We start from the raw sequence: 19,883 nt of genomic DNA on the forward strand, positions 1-19,883 counted from the left end.
CGCGGCCCCCGGGCGGCGGATCGGTCGGGGGATCAGAGCTTGAGCTCGAGTCCCTCGGTCAGGGCCGGATCGACATAGCCCAGCGAGCCGGACTGCATGTAGTCGAGCTGGATCTTGAAGACGCGCGCGGCCTGCGGATCGCGGTTGGCGTAGTCGAACCAGATCGGCACGGCGACCTCGGTCATCAGGGCCACGTCGTCCTGGCTGAGGCGGGTGACCTCGGTGCCGTCGGCCTCGAACTTTTCCCAGGCTTCCTGGTCGGCGGCCTGGATCGCGGCGTGGTGCATGTCGGAATAGACATGGGTTTCCATCTCGACGAATTTCTTCATCTCGGGCGACAGGGCTTCCCAGGCGTCCATGCCCACAGTGATGTCCATGGTGTCGACCGGCTGGTAGAGCGACATGAAGCCCGGAGGGCCCATGACGATGTAGTCGGTGACCTGGCTGAAACCGAGGGCGTAGTTCACGGCGGGGCCCACATAGTCGGCCACGTCGATGGTGCCTTTCTCCAGCGCCGGGAAGATTTCCGAGCCGGGCAGAACCGTGGTTTCGGCGCCGATCTCGTTGAAGATCTCGGCGACCATGCCGCCGGGCAGGCGCATCTTGCGGCCCGCGAAGTCGTCGATCGAGCGGATTGGAACCTTGGAGTGGATGATGTTGGGGCCGTGGTGGACGGGGCCGACGAAATGCAGGCCCTGTGCGGCGTAAAGTTCGCGCGCGATGTCGATGCCACCGAGGCCGTAGTAGAACACGTCGAATTCATGCGGGTTGCGCATCCCGAGCGGGATGGACGTCAGGAACGTGGCCGCCGGGATGATGCCCTGGGCGTAGATGGTGAAGGGGTTCACCGCTTCCAGCACGCCGTTCTTGACCGCGTCGTAAAGCTGGAAGTCGCCAACGACGTCATTGGCGCCGAAGGGCTGGAATGTCAGCTCGCCGCCGGTCTTTTCGGCGATGCTGCCGCACCAGTCCTTGAAGATTTGCAGGCCGGCGCCGCCGGGCCAGCTTGTCTGGATTTTCCAGGTGGTGCCGTTGGCCTGCGCCCCGGCGATATGCGGTGCGGCGAGCGTGGCGGCCCCCGCACCGGCAATGGTGCGCAGCGCGTTGCGCCGCGTGGTCAGTTTGTTGGTCATGTGTTTCCTCCCATTCGTGCCGGTCCTGTATTTTCAGGTTTCCGACGCGTCCGAGCGTAATGGCAAACCGGCAAATTGGTAAAGTGATATTTCCAATATGTGGTAATACCTAAGTCCCGGCCGCCCTGATCAACAGGCCGGCCTGGCGTGCCCGATACGCGGTTTCATAGCCGTGCCTGAAGCAGCGGATGCGGCGCTATTCCGCCCGGTGGCAGGCGACGCGGGTCTGGCCCAGCAGGCGCATTTCGGGGCGTTCCTTGCTGCATCTGTCGATGGCGATGGGGCAGCGCGGGTGAAAGGCGCAGCCCGACGGCGGGTTGATCGCGTCGGGGATCTCACCCTTGGGCGGGTCGACCTCGCGCCCGAAGGCATCCATGCGGGGGGCGGCATCAAAGAGCATCTGGGTGTAGGGATGCTTGGGATCGGTGAAGAGCGCATCACGGGGGGCCTCCTCGACCAGCCGGCCCAGGTAGAGCACGCCGATCCGGTCGGCCATGTGGCGCACGACGGTCAGGTCGTGGCTTATGAAGAGATAGGTGAGGCCAAACTCCTCGCGCAGGTCGGACATGAGGTTGAGGACCTGGCTTTGCACCGAGACGTCGAGCGCGGAGGTGGGTTCGTCGCAGACGATGATCTTGGGTTCGGAGGCCAGCGCGCGGGCGATGCAGATCCGCTGGCGCTGGCCGCCGGAGAACTCGTGCGGGTACTTGGAGGCGTCGGCGGCGGAGAGACCGACCTGTTCCAGCAGGCGTTCCGCGAGGCCGGAGGTGTCGCCGCCCTTGGCCGCGACGGGCTCGGCGATGATGTCGCGCACCCGCCAGCGCGGGTTGAGCGAGGCAAAGGGGTCCTGAAAGATCATCTGAATCTCGTCGCGAACGGCCTCGATCTTGGCGGCGTCGGTTTCGGTGGCGAGGTCCGTGCCGTTGATCTTCACGCTGCCCTCGGACGGCGGCGTGAGGCCGACGACGATCTTGCCGATGGTGGACTTGCCAGAGCCGCTTTCGCCCACCAGCGCGTAGACGCTGTTTTCCTCGATATCGAAGGAGACGTCGGAGACGGCGGTCAGGTAGGCCTTGTTCAGCCGCTCGATCACGCGGTTGAGCCAGGGTTTCGAGACGTCGAAGCGGCGGGTGAGGTTGCGGATGGAGATCAGGGCGCTCATGCGACGGTGTCCTCCTTTTGCGTGGTGCCGAGCGGGAACCAGCAGGCGGCGCGGCCGTCGCAGGCCTGAAGGCTGGGGCCGGGATCGCGGCGGCATTTGTCTTGCGCGTATTCGCAGCGCGGGTGGAAGGCGCAGCCGTCGGGCAGGGCGCCCAGGCGGGGCATGGCGCCGGGGATCTGTTTCAGGCGCTTCTGGCCGACGCTGGCCAGCGGGGTCGAGGCCATGAGGCCCGCGGTATAGGGATGGTGGGCGTTGGTGATGACTTCGCGCACCGGGCCAAGTTCGGCAAGGCGGCCGGCATACATCACGGCGACGCGGTCGGCGGCCTCGGCAATCACGCCCATGTCGTGGGTGACCAGCATGACGGCCACGCCGCGTTCGCGGCAGAGGCGTTTCAGAAGCGCCACGATCTGGGCCTGGACGGAGACGTCGAGCGCGGTGGTCGGCTCGTCGGCGATGACCAGTTCGGGCTCGGCGCAGAGGGCGAGGGCGATGACGACGCGCTGGCGCATCCCGCCGGAAAACTCGTGGGGGTAGCTGCCGATGCGGGCCGAGGCGGCGGGGATGCCGACCTCGTCCAGCGCCGCGATGGCGCGTTTGCGGGCCTCGTCCTGGCCCACGTTCAGGTGCTCGGTGATGGTCTCGGTCAGCTGGTCGCCGATGGTCAGAAGCGGGTTGAGCGATGTCAGCGGGTCCTGAAAGATCATGCCCATATGCTTGCCCCGGAGGCGGCGCAGTTTGGTGCGCGGAATGTCGTGGATCGGCTCGCCCTTCAGCAGGACCTCGCCGCCTGTGATGCGGGCGGGCGGGTCCAGAAGGCCGATCACGGCGTTGCCGGTCATGGATTTGCCGGCGCCGGATTCGCCCACCACGCCAAGGATTTCGCCGGCGCGGATGTCGTAGCTGACCTGGTCGACGGGGCGCAGGATGCCGTGGCGCGTGGGGATTTCCACGGTCAGGTCGCGAACGGAGAGGACGGGAGTGTCTGTCATGCGGTTGCGTCTTTCGGCTGTCTCACGGGCATGTGTCCATGTTTTTCGGGACAGGAGGGGAGCGTGCTGTATCTTAAGGAATGGTCATGCAGCGCGGCTGCATGATGGTGACGCGCAACGGGCCGCCGCGGAGAGGGCGGCCGCGCATGCGAAGGAGATCGCCCATGTGTCTGAGCGCCGAAGCCCTTGCCCTGTTCCTGACGATGATCGGGGCGGATGTGGTGACCTCGGAAACCGCGAGGATCACCGTGCACGCGACCGAAGGCGACGTGGAATGGCGCAGGGTCGACGACAAGTGGTGCACCGACGCGCGCGAAGTCGCGGGCGAGGGCGGCGCGGACTGAGCGCGCGGGGCGGCGGCGTGTGTCGAGGGCACGGGGGGTCATCTCAGCCTCGGGTTCAATGCGTCGCGCAGCCAGTCGCCCAGCAGGTTGATCGACAGGGCCAGCGCCAGGAGCGTCCCGGCGGGGAAGAGCAGGATCCACCATTCGCCGGAGAACATGAACTCCTGCCCGATGCGGATGAGCGTGCCGAGCGAGGGTTTGGTGGGCGGGGCGCCGACGCCGAGGAAGCTGAGCGTGGCCTCGGCGATGATGGCGAGCGCCAGCGAAATCGTGGCGATGACCAGCACCGGGTTCAGCACGTTGGGCAGGATATGCCTGAGCATGATGATGAAGGGCGAGCGGCCGATCAAGCGGGCGGCCTGGACGTATTCCTTGTTTTTCTCAACCAGAGTGGTGCCGCGCACGACGCGGGCGAACTGCACCCAGTCCGAAAGGCCAATGGCCAGGATCAGCACCCAGAGCGCCATCTGGTCGCGATAGGCGGGGGGCGTGATGCCCTTGGCGATGCCGAAGATCAGCATGGCCACGAGGATCGCCGGGAAAGTGAGCTGCACGTCGGCGATGCGCATGATGATCGTCTCGGTCCAACCGCCGACATAGCCCGCGATCAGCCCCAGCGTGACGCCGATCAGCATGGCGAGGAAGACCGCCGCGAAGCCAACGAACAGCGAGATGCGCATCCCGTAGAGGATGGTCGAAAAGACGTCGCGGCCCTGGTCGTCGGTGCCCAGGATGAACGTGTCGCCGGTAAAGGCGTTGGCCTCGCCCGGCGGCGTGAAGCCGTTCATCAGGTTCAGAGACGCGGGGTTGAACGGATCGAAGGGCGCGATGAGCGGCGCGAAGACCGCCGAGAGGATCAGGATCAGCACCACTGCGAAGGAGGCGATGGCGACCGGCGCGTGCCGGAAGGACCACATGAAATCGCTTTCCCAGATGCGGCGGAAACGGCTGTCGCGGACTTTCGGCGCCGGGGGTGTGACGGGGGTATTGGTCATCAGTGGCCTCCTGCAGCGCTACGGTCCACGCGCAGGCGCGGGTCGATGGCGAAATAGAGCATGTCGACGATCAGGTTGATGCCGACGAACATGACGGAGATCATCATCAGGTAGGCGGCCATGACGGGGATGTCGACGAACTGGATCGCGTTGATGAACAAGAGCCCGACGCCGGGCCACTGGAACACCGTTTCGGTGATGATGGCGAAGGCGATGATGGAGCCCAGCTGAAGCCCGGTGATGGTGATGACCGGCACCAGCGTGTTCTTCAGCGCGTGGCGGAAGTTGATGGCGCGTTCACGGATGCCGCGGGCGCGGGCGAAGCGGATGTAGTCCATGCGCAGCACCTCGAGCATCTCGGTGCGCACCAGCCGCATGATTAGTGTCATCTGGTAAAGGCCCAGCGTGATGGCGGGCAGGATCAGCGCCTGGAGGCCAGATTTCGTCAGGAACCCGGTGGACCAGCCGTTGACCCAGGTGACCTCGCCGCGTCCGAAGCTGGGCAGCCAGCCAAGCTCGACCGAGAAAACATAGATCAGCAGGATGCCGATCAGGAAGGTGGGCAGCGAGACCCCTATGAGAGAGGCCGTCATGATGATGTTCGCCGAGACCCCGCGCCTTCGGATCGCGGTGTAGATGCCAAGCCCGATCCCGCCGATCAGCGCCAGAAGCCCCGACACGAAGGCCAGTTCCAGCGTGGCGGGCAGACGTTCGATCAGGATATCGGCGACGGGGCGCCCCTGGCGGTAGCTGAGGCCGAAATTGCCCTGAACGGCGTTGGTCAGGAACTTGTAGTACTGGACAACGAAATTCTGATCGAGGCCGAGTTCGGAGCGCAGGCGCTCGATATCGGCGACGGTGCGTTCCTGTCCCAGCATGTTGTCGACCGGATCGCCGACAAAGCGGAACATGGCGAAGGCCACGAGGCCCACCACGAGAAGCACAAGCGCGGACTGGGCCACGCGCCGGATGATGTAAGCTAGCATGTTTCGTCCCCGAAGCGGTCGTCACGCGCGGTTGTTTTGCTGGCTGTGACGGCAGGCGGGCGGCCCCGGAAGGCCGCCCGCGATTGGCTTAGTTCATCTCGAAGAACTTGAACTTGGGATCGTCCTCGGGGCTGACCTCGGTGCCGACCGCGTCGGTCATGCCCCAGTTCAGCACCTGGTGGTGGATCGGGATGTAGAGCTGTTCGTCCTGAACCACCTGCCAGATCTCGTTGATCGTGGCGTTGCGCGCCTCGAGATCGGTTTCCGAGGCGAGGCTGACGATCTTGGCGTCAAGGTCGGAATTGGAATAGCCCGTGCCGTTCCAGCTGCCGCGTTCCTCGCCGCGGGTGTGGACGAGGAAGTTGAAGATGTATTCCGAATCGTAGGTCGGAACGCCCCAGCCCAGCATGTAGAAATCCGTCTCGCCGTTCTCGATCAGCGGGAAGTGCTGTGCCTTGGGCTTGGCATCGAGGTTCACGGTGACGCCGATCTGCGCCAGCATGCCCACGGCGGCCTGACAGATCGCCTCGTCATTGACGTAGCGGTCGTTGGGGCAATCAAGCTGGATGCTGAAGCCGTCGCCATAGCCGGCCTCTTCCATCAGGGCCTTGGCGGCCTCGATGTCGGTGGTGGCGCTGCTGTCCATTTCCTCGTTCCAGCCGTTGACGAAGGGCGGTGCGATCATGCCCGCGGGCTGGGATTGTTCGCGCATGACGACCTTCTTGATGGCGTCGCGGTTGATGGCCATGGACATCGCCTTGCGCACCTTGGCGTCGGCCAGGGGGTTGGCGCCATCGACATCGTCATTCTCGATATCGTCGGGGCCCATGTTCATGCCGAAGAAGATCACCCGGTTCTGCGGCGCGGTCTTGACGACGAGGCCGTCAGTGTCGCCGACGCGGCCCAGGTCCTGCACCGGCACGTCCTGGATGAAGTCGACCTCGCCCGAGAGAAGTGCTGCCACGCGGGTGGCGGCGTTCTGGATCGGGGTGTAGACGATTTCGGTCACGTCGAGGGGGAACTCGTCCTTGCCCCAGTAATTCTCGTTGGCTTCCAGCACGGTCTTCACGTCGGGTTCGCGGCTGACCAGGGTAAAGGCGCCGGTGCCGTTGGTGTTTGACGAGGCGAAGGTGGTTTCGCCGCCTGCCACGTCCTGCACGGCGACGGCGTCGTTCTCCTCGGCCCAGCCCTTGTCCATCATGAAGAGGTTGGTGAGGTTCGCGGGCAGGATCGGGTTGGGGCCGTCGGTGACGAATTCGACGGTGTGGTCGTCAACGGCGCGCACCTCTTTGATCGAGGTCAGGAGTTCCTTCATCGCGGAGGTTTCGGACTTGGCACGGTTGATCGAGAACACCACGTCCTCGGCGGTGAAGTCGGCGCCGTCGTGATAGGTGACGCCCTGGCGCAGGGTGAAGACCCAGACGTTCGGGTCGTCCTCTTTCGGCGCCCAGTCGGTCGCCAGAGCGGCCTGGAACTCGCCCGAGTGGTCGCGGATGATCAGCGGCTCGTAGATCTGGTGCGAGAGCGTGTGCGTCGGCCCTTCGTTCTGGGCGTGGGGGTCGAGCGTCAGCGAGTCGCCCGCGCGGGCCCATCGCAGCGTTTCGGCCGAGGCGCCGGTCATCGTCGTGGAAGCGAGAAGTGCGGCGGCAAGGACTGTCTTGGTTTTCATGAATATCTCCCTGGATATCGCCCGGGTTGATCCTCGGGCTGATCCCGAAAACATAACTTAGTGTTCCGGCTCTGCAAGCAAACGAATGGGAAGATGCCTTCACGTCACTTGAAAAACGGAAGGCGAAACCGGCAGGACGGGCGTGGATGCGGGGTGACGCGCGGGCGATACGGGCTATCCTTGGCCTGCGGGAGCCCGGTGGAAGAGGAACGGTGAAGACCATGAAGATGCGGCGGAAATCGGACCTGCCCACGAAAGTCTGCGCGGCCTGTGGGCGGCCTTTCGCCTGGCGCAAGAAGTGGGAGAAGGTCTGGGACGAGGTGCGCTATTGCTCGGAACGCTGCAAGCGGGAGCGGGGCTGAAATCAGGCGAAACGCGCAAGGATCGGGTCGAGATCGACCCTGGCGCGGAGCCGTTCGGCCAGCAGATAGCAGCCCAGAACCTTGCGTTGCAGCAAGAGCGTGTCGGTGGGCGGCGCGTGGATGTCGACCTGTTCATCGGCCAGCAGAAGCCCCTCGCGGCGCAGGCGGGCCAGCAGGCCGGAGGTGGCGAAATCGAGGCTGCCGCCCGCGCGAAGCGGTTCGGCGGCGAGTTCGAAAAGCCGCAGGATATGGGCGCGGTCCGTGGCGGAGGTGTCGGTGCCGATGAGGCCGATGGCGATCATTGCGTCCCAGGCGGCGTCGTCGTCCCCGGTCAGCGCGGCGTTGAAAAGGGCGCGGTAGCTGTCCACGCGCCCATCGTCGAATTCCACCGTGGCGCCGAAATCCAGCAGGACGATCCGGCCCGTGTCGGGCTGATAGCGGTAGTTGGCGAAATTGGGGTCGGTCTGCATGTCGTGCAACTCGAACAGCTCACGCAAGGTGAGCGTGATGAGCGCCGTGGCGATGCGGTCGCGGGTGGACTGGTCCATGTCGGCGGCGGCGTCGATGCTTTGGCCTTCGACGTAACTCATGGCGAGGATGTCCCGTGTGCTGAGGTCGTGCTGGACCTCGGGCAGTATGAAATCGCTATCGTCGGCAAGATGGGCGCGGAAACGGGTGAGGGCGGCGGCCTCGCGCGTGTAATCCGTTTCCTCGTGCAATTGCGCCGCCGCGTCGGTCAGCATCCGGTCGGTGTCGAAGCTGGCGGGCATCATGCCGGAGCGGCGCAGGATCAGGCCGAGGTTGCGCATGTCGCTGTCGATGCTGTCGCGGATGCCGGGATATTGCACCTTGATCGCAAGGTCGCGGCCATCGCGGGTCTGGGCGCGGTGGACCTGCCCGATGGAGGCGGCGGCAATGGGGTGTACGTCGAACCGCCTGAAATGGCGCAGGAAATCGCGGCCCCAGTTGGCGGTCAGCACTTTCTTCAGCTGCGCGGGTGGCATGAAATGCGCGTCGGCGCGCAGGCGGGAGAGGATTTCGGCCAGCTCGGGCGGGAGCATGTCGGCGGTTTCCATCGACAGAAGCTGGCCCGCCTTCATCGCCGCGCCGCGCATGTTGGCCAGGTGGTCGGCCACGCGGGTGACGTTGGACGGGGTCATCAGCAGTTCCTGCAGGCGGGGTTTGCGGCCGCGCAGCAGGTCCAAGCCGCCGCGGGTGGCGATATTGCCGGCCAGCGCGGTCGCCATGCCGCCGGTGCGGGCCATGCGCGAAAAGCGCCCGGTGGGAACCCGCGCGGCGCGCTTGCGGTCAGGCGGGTTCTGATCGTTCATCGCGTCCCCTCGGTGCGGTCTTCCAGCCGGGGGCCGAGGAGACGGACAAGCGCCGGGCGCAGCCGCAGGAAGGCGCGGTAGGCCAGTTCGGCCACGGGCACGACGCCGGGGATGCGGGAGAGCCTGGCGAGGTGGCGCCAGCCGGGCAGGCGCTTCCAGACCTCGAAGAAGCCGGCGGCGCCGGACACGAGTGTGCCATCGGGCCGGCGGGTGTGGAACCGGCCCATTGCGGCCTCGCGGTCAAGGTCGGGTGCCGGGTCGCCAGCGCTGCGCGAGATATCGGTGAAGGCGATGCGGCCTGCCCGGTCGCGTTTTCGGTAGAAACCGATCTCGGCACGGCAGAGCGGGCAGGAGCCATCGTAATAGACCGTCAGTCGGGGATCGTTTTCGCCCGTCACGGTCAGCCCGCGTCCTTGCCCAGATCGGGCGCGCGCTTGAGAATGCGCTGGAGGGTGCGGCGGTGCATGTTCAGCAACTCGGCGGTCTTGGTGATGTTGCCGTCGGTGCGTTCAAGGAAGCGTTCGATGTGCACGCGCTTGGCCTCTTCGGGCGAAATCGGGTTTTCCGGCGCGGGGGGCTGGACCCCTTCGGCGGCAAGCAGGGCATCGACGATCTCGTCGCCGTCGGCGGGCTTGGCGAGGTAGTCGACAGCACCCAGTTTCACGGCGGCGACGGCCGTGGGCGTGTCGCCATAGCCCGTCAGGACAAGGGCGCGGGCGGAGTTTCGCTGTTTCTTGAGCATCTCGATCACCTCGAGCCCGGAGCCCTGGCCGAGATGCAGGTCGATGATGGCGAAGGCGGGCTGGCGGGTCTCGATCGCGGCGGCGGCCTCGGCCACGGTGCCGACCGGGATCGGATCGAAGCCGCGGCTGGCCATGACCTTGGACAGTTGCTCGCGGAAGACGTCGTCATTCTCGACGATCAGGAGCGTGGTGTCTTTGGGTAGCTGTTTCATATCATCCTCTCTGCACGTGATACGTGCGGGCGGCGCGGTTGGATGACCGCCGGGGCCGGGGTGCGACAGTTTGCGCAGGGTGTGGCCCGAAATGCCGACGGCGCCCCGGGGGAACCCGGAGCGCCGTCTGTTTTTGCACGTTATGGCAATGGTTTAGCCCGGTTGCACCCGGTCGGCATCCATCACCTTGGCCCATGCCTTGACGAAGTCCTTGACGAACTTGCCGCCATTGTCGGCCTGGGCATAGACCTCGGCCTGGGCGCGCAGTTGCGAGTTGGAGCCGAAGACGAGGTCGCAGCGGGTCGCGTCCCACTTCTTGTCGCCGGTCTTGCGGTCCTTGCCGACAAAGGTCATGCCCTTGTCATCGGTGGCTTCCCAGACGGTGCCCATGTCCATCAGGTTGACGAAGAAGTCATTGCTGAGCGTGCCCGGACGGTCGGTAAAGACGCCATGCGCGGTGCCGCCGTAGTTGGTGCCCAGCATCCGCAACCCGCCGATCAGAACGGTCATCTGCGGCGCCGAAAGGCCCAGCAGATGCGCGCGGTCGATCATCAGTTCCTCGGCGGAAACCGTGAAGTCGCCGGAGAGGTAGTTGCGGAACCCGTCGGCCTGCGGCTCCATGATCTCGAAGGACTCGGCGTCGGTCATCTCGTCGGTGGCGTCGGTGCGGCCCGGGGTGAAGGGCACGGTGACTTCATGGCCGCCCGCCTTGGCCGATGCTTCGACCGCCGCGTTGCCGCCGAGAACGATCAGGTCCGCGAGCGAGATCTTTGTCCCGCCGGAGGCCGACGCGTCGAAGTCGGCCTTGATGCCTTCGAGCACCTTCAGGACCTTCGCCAGTTGCTCGGGCTGGTTGACCTCCCAGTCCTTTTGCGGGGCCAGGCGGATGCGGGCACCGTTGGCGCCGCCGCGCATGTCAGAGCCGCGGAAGGTCGAGGCCGAGGACCAAGCGGTATAGGCCAGTTCGGAGACCGACAGACCGGAATCGCGGATCTTGGCCTTGAGCGTCTTCACGTCCGCCTCGTCGACCAGCGGGTGATCGACCTCGGGCACCGGATCCTGCCAGATCAGCACCTCGTCCGGCACCTCGTTGCCGAGATACATGTTGCGCGGGCCCATGTCGCGGTGGGTCAGCTTGAACCACGCGCGGGCGAAGGCATCCGCGAACTCGTCGGGGTTGGCGTGGAAATGGCGCGAGATCTTCTCGTACTCGGGATCCATGCGCATCGCCATGTCGGCGGTGGTCATCATGATGTGCTGGTTGCGGGTCGAGGGGTCCTCGGGATCGGGGGCCATATCCTCGGGCTTTTGGTCCTTGGGTTGCCATTGCCACGCGCCGGCGGGGCTTTTGACCAGTTCCCATTCGTAGCCGAACAGCACGTCGAAATAGCCCATGTCCCACTTGGTGGGGTTGGGCGTCCAGGCGCCTTCGATGCCCGATGTGATGGCGTCGCGGCCCTTGCCCGAACCGTAGGTGGAGAGCCAGCCGAAGCCCTGGGCCTCCATCGCGCCGGCCTCGGGTTCGTTGCCCACGTGCGAGGGATCGCCCGCGCCGTGCGCCTTGCCGAAGGTGTGGCCGCCGGCCGTCAGGGCGACGGTTTCATAGTCGTTCATCGCCATGCGCGAGAAGGTTTCGCGGATGTCGCGGGCCGAGGCCAGCGGATCGGGCTGGCCGTCGGGGCCTTCGGGATTGACGTAGATCAGGCCCATCTGCACGGCGGCCAGCGGGTCTTCCAGCTTGCGCTCGCCGGAATAGCGGCTGTTGGGCTTGTCGGAGGTGGCGAGCCACTCTTTTTCCGAACCCCAGTAGACGTCTTCCTCGGGTTCGAACACGTCCTTGCGACCGCCGCCGAAGCCGAAGATCGGGCCGCCCATGGATTCGATGGCGACGTTGCCGGCGAGGATCATCAGGTCGGCCCAGGAAACGGCGTTGCCGTATTTCTGTTTCAGCGGCCACAGAAGACGGCGGGCCTTGTCGAGGTTGCCGTTGTCGGGCCAGCTGTTGAGCGGGGCAAAGCGCTGGGTGCCCGAGCGCGAGCCGCCGCGACCATCAGAGGTGCGGTAGGTGCCCGCAGAGTGCCACGCCATGCGGATGAAGAAGCCGCCGTAATGGCCATAATCCGCCGGCCACCAGTCCTGGCTGTCGGTCATCAGGGCGTGCAGGTCTTTCTTGAGCGCGTCCATGTCGAGGCCCTTGAAGGCTTCGGCATAGCTGAAGTCCGGGCCCATGGGATCGGATTCAGGGGTGTTCTGATGCAGGATCTTGAGGTTCAGCTGGTTCGGCCACCAATCGCGGTTGGACTGGACGCTGAACCGCGTCGCACCATGCATGACCGGGCATTTGCCGGAGTTTTCGAGATCGTTGCCGTCCATAGAGTCTCTCCCAGGGTTTGCTGTCTGACGTTGCCGGATGCGCGTGATCCGGGCCGATTGCTTCGTGAGAAGACGTAAGCATTGCCGCGCGCGATGCAACGCGGGAATCGCTTCTCCGGGCGGACCATAGCAAGGCAATGCAATGAGAATAAGTTGCATTTATTGATTAGATTGATAAATATTTCTTATGAAAAACCTTTCGCTGAAACAGTTGCGCTATTTCGAGGTGCTGGCCCGGGTGGGGCATTTCGGGCAGGCCGCCGAGATCTGCGCGGTGACCCAGCCGGCGCTGTCGGTGCAGATCAAGGCGCTGGAGGCGGCGGCGGGGGCGGCGCTGTTCGAGCGTACCACGCGCGAGGTGCGGCTGACCGGGTTCGGCGCGGAGTTCGCCGAGCGGGTGCGCGAGATCCTGCGGTCGGTCGATGAGCTGTCGGACCTTGCGCGCAAGGCGCAGGAGGGGCTGAGCGGGCGGCTGCGGCTGGGGGTCATCCCGACGATTGCACCTTACCTGCTGCCACGATTCCTGACGCGGCTGGGCGCGGAATTTCCCGACCTGGACGTGCAGGTGCGTGAAAGCATCACGCCGCGCCTGATCGCGGAACTGGGCGAGGGCGGGCTGGACCTGGCGATCGTGGCGCTGCCGGTGTCGGAGCGGTCGCTGGAGGAATGCGCGATCTTCGAGGAGCCGATGATGCTGGTGCGGCCCGAGACCGAGGCGGAGGCGCCGGTGCCGGAGGTGACGGCGCTGCACGAGCGGCGGCTGTTGCTGCTGGAGGAAGGGCATTGCTTTCGCGACCAGGCGCTGGCCTTTTGCAACATTCCGGGCGGCGGACCGCGCGACGGTCTGGAAGGCACATCGCTGTCGACGCTGGTTCAGATGGTGGGCGCGGGCATGGGCATCACCCTGATCCCCGAGATGGCGGTGCCGGTGGAAACCCGGTCGGCCCCGGTCTCGGTGGCTCGGTTCCGCGACCCGCAGCCCAAGCGGCAGGTCGGCATGGTGTGGCGCAGGACCAGCCCGCTGGCCGATCGGTTCCGGGCCATTGCGGAGTTGCTGGCGCCGGAGGCGTCCGAACCGCCCGAGGCGGCTCAAAGCGTTTCGCCTTTGACCTGAGCTATCAGCGAAATGCTAAACGCGTGCGACGATCGGCTGTCATGCTGCGTTTCGCGAAAAGCTGTGATTCAGGTTTTGCGCGAAACGCTTTAGTAGTCCTTTTCGAAGAAGATGCCGACGCCGGTATTGCCGGTGGTGCTGGTCGAGCCCTTGACCGTGACGTTCCGGCCGATGTCGAGGTTCAGGTTGATCTCCTGGTTGCCTTCGCTGTCGGCAGTGACCTCGGAATACAGGTTTTCCGACAGGTAGGCGCCGGCGGTGACCTGGGTCGCACCGTCCTCGGAGGTGGACACGTCGAGATCGCTGAGGCCGAGCGCGCCGCGAATGTCCAGACCGCCCGAGCGCTGGCCCGACAGGGTGGCGGCGGCGGCGACAAGCTGGGCCGCCTGGAAGGCCGATATGTCGTCGAGCCCGCGTCCGAAGAGCAGGCGCGCAACGGCCTCGTCCTGGGGCAGGTCGGGGACGGATTCGAAGGTGACGGAGGGTGAGCTGGCCAGCCCCTCGATGATGGTGCGCACCAGGATGCCGTCGTTTTCCGTTTCGGCCACGAAGCGCAGGTAGGGGTCGAGCGCGCCGCGCAGGTCGATGACCCCTTCCGTCAGCTCGAGGCGGCGGCCGAGAATGTCGAGCCGTCCGCGAATGAGCTCGAAGAGGCCGCTGGGCACCACATCGGCCGTGGTCCCCTGAAGGCGGACGCGGCCGCCCAGTTCGGCGTCGAGGCCGCGGCCACGCACGAAGATCCGGTTGGGGGCGTTGATCACGAGGTCGAGCGGAAAGACCACGGGAGCGCCGTCGCGGTCCTGGCCGATGATGCCGGCGCGGGCCCGGGTCCGGCGCACGGCGGCGGGCTCGCCGATATGCGTGATCTCGGGGATGTCGCCCGGCGAGCGCGTACCGCTGCCCGAGGGGACCCGCAGTTCGGTGCGGCCCAGGTTGACGATGCCGGCGATGGCCGCGCCGCCGGTGAGCGGGCCGTTGATGCCGACCTGGCCCGACAGGGTGGTGCTGTAAAGGTCGGGGTCGGTGACGACAAGGTCGTTGAGCGCGGCTTCGAGATTGGCGTTGAAGGGGGCGGACAGGGTGATCGGGCCGCGCACGCGGAAATTGCCGCCGGTGCCCATGGAGGCTGTGATGTCGGTCTCGGCCCGGCCCGAGGCGAGGCGCACGGCGCCGCCGATGCCGGTGATGGCGGTCGAGAGGCTGGGCAGGGCGAACCGGCCGTTCGAGACGTTGATCACGCCCGACAGGGAACTCAGGGCGGGCGGGCCGTTGACGCTGAGGTCGAAGTTGGCGAGGCCGTTGATGGACCGTGGCGCAAGAAACGGGTTGGCCAGCGCCAGGGGCGCGGAGCCGTTGACGTCGATGTCGAGACTGTTGCCGTAACCGTTGATCGACCCGTTGACGCGGGCATTGGTGCCGCCCGGGCCGGATGCGTCGAGCGACAGGCGGATCTGTTCGCCGGTCCGGTCGACGATGGTGACCGTGCCGTTGGCCGAGACCGCGCCGGAGAAATCGGGGACAAAAATGCCAAGGTCTGCGAGACGGGCAGACAGGTTGACGGGCGCGCCGGGGCCGCTGCCTTCGGCGTCGACGGTCACGCGGGGTGTCTGGATGTCGATGTAGCGGATGCCAGGCGCGGATTCGCCCAGGGCGACGGAGGCGCGGGCGTCGATGCTGCCGGCGATCAGCTGGTCGAGCTGGGCGATGCCGGTGCGCAGGTTCGAGCCGTCGATATCGGTGGTGATGTCGAGGGTGCGGCCACGAACCTGTCCCGATCCTTCGAGGGTCATGTCGAGGCTGCCGGTTAGCGGACGGTTCAGGAGCGGCGCGAGGCGCGACAGGTCGCTGGCGTTGAGGGTCATCTGGCCTTCGACCGGCAGCAGCGTGTCCTCGGGGAAAAATGCGCCGGTGGCCGAGAGCGTCGTTCCGGCGCCCGAGGCGTCGAGGCGCGAGATGGTGACGGCGCCGCCCTTTTCCCAGGTCGCGGCGGCGTCGAGGGTGGCGGGGCCGGACATGCGCGGCTCGATCCGGGCAAGTTCGGCGATGGCGGCCTTTACGGTCAGTTCGCCATCGTCGGAATCAAGCCGTCCCGAGGCGTCGGCCTCGAGCGCAGGAGTGCGCACCGAGAAGCGGTCCAGAACGGTGCCGTCGGTGTCGCGTTGCGCGGCGATGGACAGCGTGCCCGCGCCGGCCATCAGAGCGTCGACACGCGGCTCGCCGATTTCGACGTCGTTGGTTTCGGCGTCGAGCACGATGTCGAACGCGCCGCCTCGGATGCGGCCGGAGCCTTCGAGCACAACGGTCGCGGCGCCGTCCAGATCGCGGCCGGCGAGTTGGGCAAAGCGCGACAGGTCCGTCGCCGCCAGCGTGACCTTGCCCTCGGCAGGCAGGTTGGGGTTTTCGGGGAAGACCGCGCCGCTGCCCGTCAGCGTGGCGTCCGCCAGGGTGGCTTCGAGCGCCGAGATGTTGAGCGCGTCGCCCGAGCTCCAGTTGATCGAGGTGGTCAGGGTGGCCGGGCCGGAGAGCGTGGGCTCGACCTGGGCCACGTCTTGCAGCCGGGCCTCGATATCGAGCAGGCCTTCGTTCGAGTCGAGCCGGCCCGAGGCGTTGGCGGCGAGGGCCTGGGTCTGGATGGTCAGGCGTTCCAGCACGGTGCCGGTGGTGTCGCGCCGCGCGGCGAGCGCCAGCGTGCCCTGGCCGGTCATCAGGGGATCGAGGCGGGGCTGGCCGATGGCAAGGTCGTTGGTTTCGGCCTCGAGTTCGATGTCGAACGCGCCGCCCAGAAGCGTGCCGGTGCCTTCGAGCGTGGCATTGGCGGCACCGGAAATGTCCTGGTTCGAGATGGCGGCGAAGCGCGAGAGGTCGGCGGCGTTGAGCGTGGCGCTGCCGGTGAAGGGGAAGCCGTCTTCGAGGCTTTCCAGTTCGCCATCGGCGGTGAGGGTGACGTTGCCGCTTGCGACGTCGAGCGCGTCGATGACCAGCGGCTGGTCCTGTTGCCACGCAAGGGTCATCGTGCCCGAGGGCGCGGTGCCGATGGCCTCGGCCAATGCGGGATCGGAATGATCCACGCCTTCGGCGTTGAATGTCAGGTCGCCGGAAAACGATCTGTCCGGGGCGTCGGTGATCCGGCCCGTCCCCGAGAGCGTGGCGCGATCCACGCTCAGCCCGTCCTGCAGCAGATCGACAATCTGGACCTCGGCCTGCCAGGCATCGTCCTCGGCGGCGTCGAAGCTGGCGTTGAGTCGGGCGTTCTGAAGGGTGGTGGGCGCGCCGGACACGGGCAGGCGAACCACCTCTCCGTCGTCGCTGCCGATGCGGCCCCGCAATTGCAGGGTTTCGGGCCAGCCAGAGGCGGAGAGGGCGAGGTTGCCCTGAAGCTCGAGCGCCTCGGACCGGATGGAAAGCTCGTCGAGCACGAGACGTCCGCTGGACTGCGACTGGCCGGAGACGGCAAGCGCGGTGGCCTCGCCGAAGAACGGCTGGAACTGCTCTTCGAAGAGCGGGCGCAGGTCGCCATCGAGGTCCGCGGAGAACATGTAACCCTGGGTGTCGTCGCCTTCTATGGCGCCGACATTGACCGTGCCGCCGAAGCGTTCTTGTCCGTCGGAGCTGAGCAGGATGCGGGCCGAGAAATCCGACAGCGGGGCGTCGCCGGTCACCTGCAGGCGCAGGGCAGGCGTATCGGGAATGCCGAGCAGGGTGGAGACGATGCCTTCGGGGCCTTCCTGGAAATCGAGATCGAGGGCGAGGACGCGGCTTTCGTTCTCGAACGAGCCTTCGAAGGTGAGGCTGTCTTGCCGGTCCAGTCGCTGGATGGCGAGGTTTGCGGCGCCTTGGCCGTCGGAAAGGTTGGCGCTGCCTTCCAGCGACAGCCGGGCCGGTTCGCCGATCACGGATTCGCCGAGTTCGACCGTTTCGATCTGAACCAGTTCGACATTCACCGAGACCGGCAGTTCGGGTAGGGCGAACTGCGTCGCCTCGGCATTGTCGGGGCTGACGGTTTCGCCGGTGTCGGGCAGACGTTCGAGGATGATTTCGGCGGCGGTCAGTTCGTCGACCTCGAGCCGGCCGCTCAGCAGGGCGGACCGGGACCACACGAGCGAGGCATCGCGAAGGGTCAGCCAGACGCCGTCCTCGTCGGCGATGGTCAGCGATTCCAGCGTGGCATTGGACGACAGCGCGCCGCGAAAGCCGGTGACGGTCACGTCGCGGCCGGCGCCGGAGAGATTATCCTGCAGCCAGTCCTCGATGAAGGATTTGTCCTCTTCGGCCTGATCCTGTGCCAGGGCGGGTGCGGCCAGGCCAAGCGTGAGGACCATGAAAAGAAGAGAAAGCAGAGCGCGCATCAGAATGCCTGACCAATACCAATGTAGAACTCGTAATCCTGGCCCGCGTCCCCGTCGAGCGGAGTGGCCACGTCAAAGCGGATCGGGCCGATGCCGGTATCATAGCGCACGCCGAAGCCCGCGCCGGAGTGCCAGTCGCCGGTGCCGTCGCCAAAGCTGTCGCGGCCCACGTAGCCTGTGTCGGCAAAGCCCACCACCTGCCAGTTGTCGGCGACGCGGGCGCGCAACTCGCCCGAGACGGCGAGGAAGGACCGTCCGCCGCTGGTGTTGCCGCCGCCGAGATCCACGCCGAGGGATTGATAGGATTGGCCGCGCACGGTGTTGGACCCGCCGGAGAAGAACAGCATGTCGGGTGGTACGTCCACCAGCGATGCGCCGGTAACCGAACCCAGCTGGGTGCGCCCGGCCAGCACGATTGTATCGTTTTTGCCGAAGCCGACGTATGTCCGCGCGTCGGCGTAGAGGCGGAAGGCGGGATCGCCTGCGTCGAGGGCAAGGAACGGTGTGGCCTCGAGGCCGACATAGACCCCTTCGGTCGCATCGAGCGCGTCGTCGCGGTTGTCGAAGGTCAGCTTGGCAGGGAGCAGCAGAAGTTCATTGGTGCGCGAGCCGAGGTCGTCGTCGATTTCGGCATACTGGTAGGCGATGCCAAGCTCGCCCTCCAACTCGTCGGAGAAGATGTGCGAGACACCGCCGCCGATTTCGAAGGTGGTCTGGCGGTATTCCTCTTCGTCCAGTTCCTCGATGCGTGCTTCGAGAAAGGCCGTGGTGTCGGGCGTGAAGGTTGCGGGACGTTCGAACCGGGCAGACAGGCGGTAGTCGATACCGCCCGAGTCGCCGCCGATGCCGCCGACCTCGCCCTCGATCCGAAAGCGTTCGGCGCCTCCCAGGAGGTTGCGGTGGAGCCAGAAGCCGCTGAGCGTCAAGCCTTCGAGCGAGGCGATTTCGGCGCCGAAGCCGATGCGGCGCGGCTTGGCGTCGATCACTTCGGCCTGGATGTCGAGCGTGCCGTCGGGGTTGGGCACGGCGGCTTCGTTCAGCACGACCGAGCGGAAGGCGCCGGTGCGGCGCAGGCGCTGGCTGGCGTCCTCGAGTTCTTCCGGCGAGAAAACCTTGCCCGAGGGCAGGCCGGCGATGGCGCGGATGCGGTTGGCCCGCACGGCGCTGGGGCGGGTGATCACCAGATCGCCGAAGCGCAGGCGCGGGCCCGGCGAAAGACGGATGTCACTGGCGAGCGTGGCATTGCGATGATCGGCGGTGATCGACTGGCCGCTGAGTTCGACCTTGGCGTGGCCGGCCTCGCGCCAGCCGGTGACGCCGGCCTCGGCTGCGTCCGAGATCACGGTGGCGGCGGCGGGCTGGCCGCGCGCGTAGCCTTCGGGAAGTTCGGTTTCGGGGGCCACAGGGCCGATAGCGGCGCGCGAGAAGGTGAAGGGCGGGCCGGGCTGAACGATCACGTCGACGCGGTTGATGCGGTTGGGACCGGCGATGGGCGAGATGTCGGACGCCTCGCGGCCGTCGACGCGAATGCTGACGACTCCGCCGTAAAACCCCGCGTCATAGAGGGCGCCGACCATGCGGGCATAGTCGGCACGGGCGGCCGCGAGAATGTCTTGCGCCGTGGCGTCATCGGAGTCCGCGGTCTCGACCGTGAGGGACGACCTGCTGAGATACTCTGCGATGTCCTGAGGCGCACCGCGGACCTGGACGGTGGCCTCGGTGGCCAGGGCGGCACGCACGCCGAGAGTCAGACAAACCAGCACGAACCAGGGCGTAACGCTACGAGACGGCAACAACAGGGCAGCTCCATTTCCGGGGCCCGTTTCAGCCCCACGTCAGTGAAGACGGGAAAAGGTTCGCGCAGGACCTGTCGATCGCCAGACCGCTTCCCCCATCAGGCAAGAGACTAGAACGGGTTTGGGCATATTCCCACCCGCGAAGTTCATTTATAGAGCACATTTACGCCATGGCATTGGGTATCGGCGGAAAATTTCCGAACTGCCGTTGACGTTGCGGCAGGCCCGAGGGCTTTCTTGCCGGAGGGGGCCGCCGCGGACGAGGAGGTCGGCGCAGGGGCGCGTGAAACGGTGTTCGGGCGGCTTGCAGCACGGCGGTTGCAGG

Annotated in this window: 15 protein-coding genes; 3 read left to right on the top strand and 12 right to left on the bottom strand. The window is 66.3% G+C overall.

Features of this window, described 5'->3' with window-relative positions:
• Nucleotides 1-32: 32 nt before the first annotated feature.
• From dctP to KUV49_RS20475, 3 genes are all read right to left on the bottom strand, one after another.
• The gene (dctP, locus tag KUV49_RS20465) at nt 33-1,133 is read right to left on the bottom strand and encodes a TRAP transporter substrate-binding protein DctP (protein ID WP_222452740.1); all 1,101 of its coding nucleotides are present in this window, start codon (nt 1,131-1,133) and stop codon (nt 33-35) included.
• A gap of 196 nt (nt 1,134-1,329) precedes the next feature.
• Nucleotides 1,330-2,295, bottom strand: coding sequence for an ABC transporter ATP-binding protein (locus KUV49_RS20470; RefSeq protein WP_222452741.1), 966 nt, complete (start codon nt 2,293-2,295; stop codon nt 1,330-1,332).
• Nucleotides 2,292-3,287, bottom strand: coding sequence for an ABC transporter ATP-binding protein (locus KUV49_RS20475; protein ID WP_222452742.1), 996 nt, complete (start codon nt 3,285-3,287; stop codon nt 2,292-2,294). Before KUV49_RS20475 ends, KUV49_RS20470 begins: the two co-directional genes overlap by 4 nt.
• Before the next feature lie 164 nt (nt 3,288-3,451).
• On the opposite strand from KUV49_RS20475, the gene KUV49_RS20480 reads away from it, so the two are divergent.
• Nucleotides 3,452-3,631, top strand: a complete 180-nt coding sequence (locus KUV49_RS20480; RefSeq protein WP_222452743.1) for a hypothetical protein — start codon at nt 3,452-3,454, stop codon at nt 3,629-3,631.
• A 38-nt stretch (nt 3,632-3,669) separates the two neighbouring features.
• On the opposite strand, the gene KUV49_RS20485 is transcribed toward KUV49_RS20480, so the two are convergent.
• The 3 genes from KUV49_RS20485 to KUV49_RS20495 form a co-directional block, all read right to left on the bottom strand.
• Complete coding sequence (locus KUV49_RS20485) at nt 3,670-4,626, bottom strand: ABC transporter permease (protein WP_222452744.1); 957 nt, start codon at nt 4,624-4,626, stop codon at nt 3,670-3,672.
• Nucleotides 4,626-5,612: an ABC transporter permease gene (locus KUV49_RS20490; protein ID WP_222452745.1), complete on the bottom strand. Its 987-nt coding sequence runs from the start codon at nt 5,610-5,612 to the stop codon at nt 4,626-4,628. Before KUV49_RS20490 ends, KUV49_RS20485 begins: the two co-directional genes overlap by 1 nt.
• 88 nt (nt 5,613-5,700) lie before the next feature.
• Complete coding sequence (locus KUV49_RS20495) at nt 5,701-7,281, bottom strand: ABC transporter substrate-binding protein (protein ID WP_222452746.1); 1,581 nt, start codon at nt 7,279-7,281, stop codon at nt 5,701-5,703.
• A 221-nt stretch (nt 7,282-7,502) separates the two neighbouring features.
• Here KUV49_RS20495 and KUV49_RS20500 point away from each other — a divergent pair, with 221 nt between their 5' ends.
• Nucleotides 7,503-7,643 carry a DUF2256 domain-containing protein gene (locus KUV49_RS20500; RefSeq protein ID WP_261391708.1) on the top strand — a complete coding sequence of 47 codons (141 nt, stop codon included), beginning with the start codon at nt 7,503-7,505 and terminating at the stop codon, nt 7,641-7,643.
• Nucleotides 7,644-7,645: 2 nt separating this feature from the next.
• On the opposite strand, the gene KUV49_RS20505 is transcribed toward KUV49_RS20500, so the two are convergent.
• The 4 genes from KUV49_RS20505 to katG form a co-directional block, all read right to left on the bottom strand.
• Nucleotides 7,646-8,974 carry an ABC1 kinase family protein gene (locus tag KUV49_RS20505; protein WP_222452747.1) on the bottom strand — a complete coding sequence of 443 codons (1,329 nt, stop codon included), beginning with the start codon at nt 8,972-8,974 and terminating at the stop codon, nt 7,646-7,648.
• Nucleotides 8,971-9,372 (bottom strand): DUF393 domain-containing protein, encoded by a 402-nt coding sequence (locus KUV49_RS20510; protein WP_315899578.1) that lies wholly within the window; start codon nt 9,370-9,372, stop codon nt 8,971-8,973. Before KUV49_RS20510 ends, KUV49_RS20505 begins: the two co-directional genes overlap by 4 nt.
• Nucleotides 9,373-9,374: 2 nt before the next feature.
• Entirely contained in the window at nt 9,375-9,929 is a 555-nt protein-coding gene (locus KUV49_RS20515; RefSeq protein ID WP_222452748.1) for a response regulator transcription factor, read from the bottom strand.
• A 153-nt stretch (nt 9,930-10,082) separates the two neighbouring features.
• On the bottom strand, nt 10,083-12,302 hold the full coding sequence (gene katG, locus KUV49_RS20520) for a catalase/peroxidase HPI (RefSeq protein ID WP_222452749.1): 2,220 nt from the start codon (nt 12,300-12,302) through the stop codon (nt 10,083-10,085).
• Nucleotides 12,303-12,489: 187 nt separating this feature from the next.
• Here katG and KUV49_RS20525 point away from each other — a divergent pair, with 187 nt between their 5' ends.
• Nucleotides 12,490-13,416 carry a hydrogen peroxide-inducible genes activator gene (locus tag KUV49_RS20525; protein ID WP_222452750.1) on the top strand — a complete coding sequence of 309 codons (927 nt, stop codon included), beginning with the start codon at nt 12,490-12,492 and terminating at the stop codon, nt 13,414-13,416.
• Nucleotides 13,417-13,505: 89 nt separating this feature from the next.
• On the opposite strand, the gene KUV49_RS20530 is transcribed toward KUV49_RS20525, so the two are convergent.
• Nucleotides 13,506-17,762 carry a translocation/assembly module TamB domain-containing protein gene (locus tag KUV49_RS20530; protein ID WP_222452751.1) on the bottom strand — a complete coding sequence of 1,419 codons (4,257 nt, stop codon included), beginning with the start codon at nt 17,760-17,762 and terminating at the stop codon, nt 13,506-13,508.
• A complete protein-coding gene (locus KUV49_RS20535) occupies nt 17,762-19,525 on the bottom strand; it encodes an autotransporter assembly complex protein TamA (protein WP_222452752.1) in 1,764 nt (587 codons plus the stop codon). Before KUV49_RS20535 ends, KUV49_RS20530 begins: the two co-directional genes overlap by 1 nt.
• Between the last annotated feature and the right edge of the window lie 358 nt (nt 19,526-19,883).

This window comes from Roseovarius atlanticus (assembly GCF_019802205.1).
GTDB lineage: Bacteria > Pseudomonadota > Alphaproteobacteria > Rhodobacterales > Rhodobacteraceae > Roseovarius > Roseovarius atlanticus_A.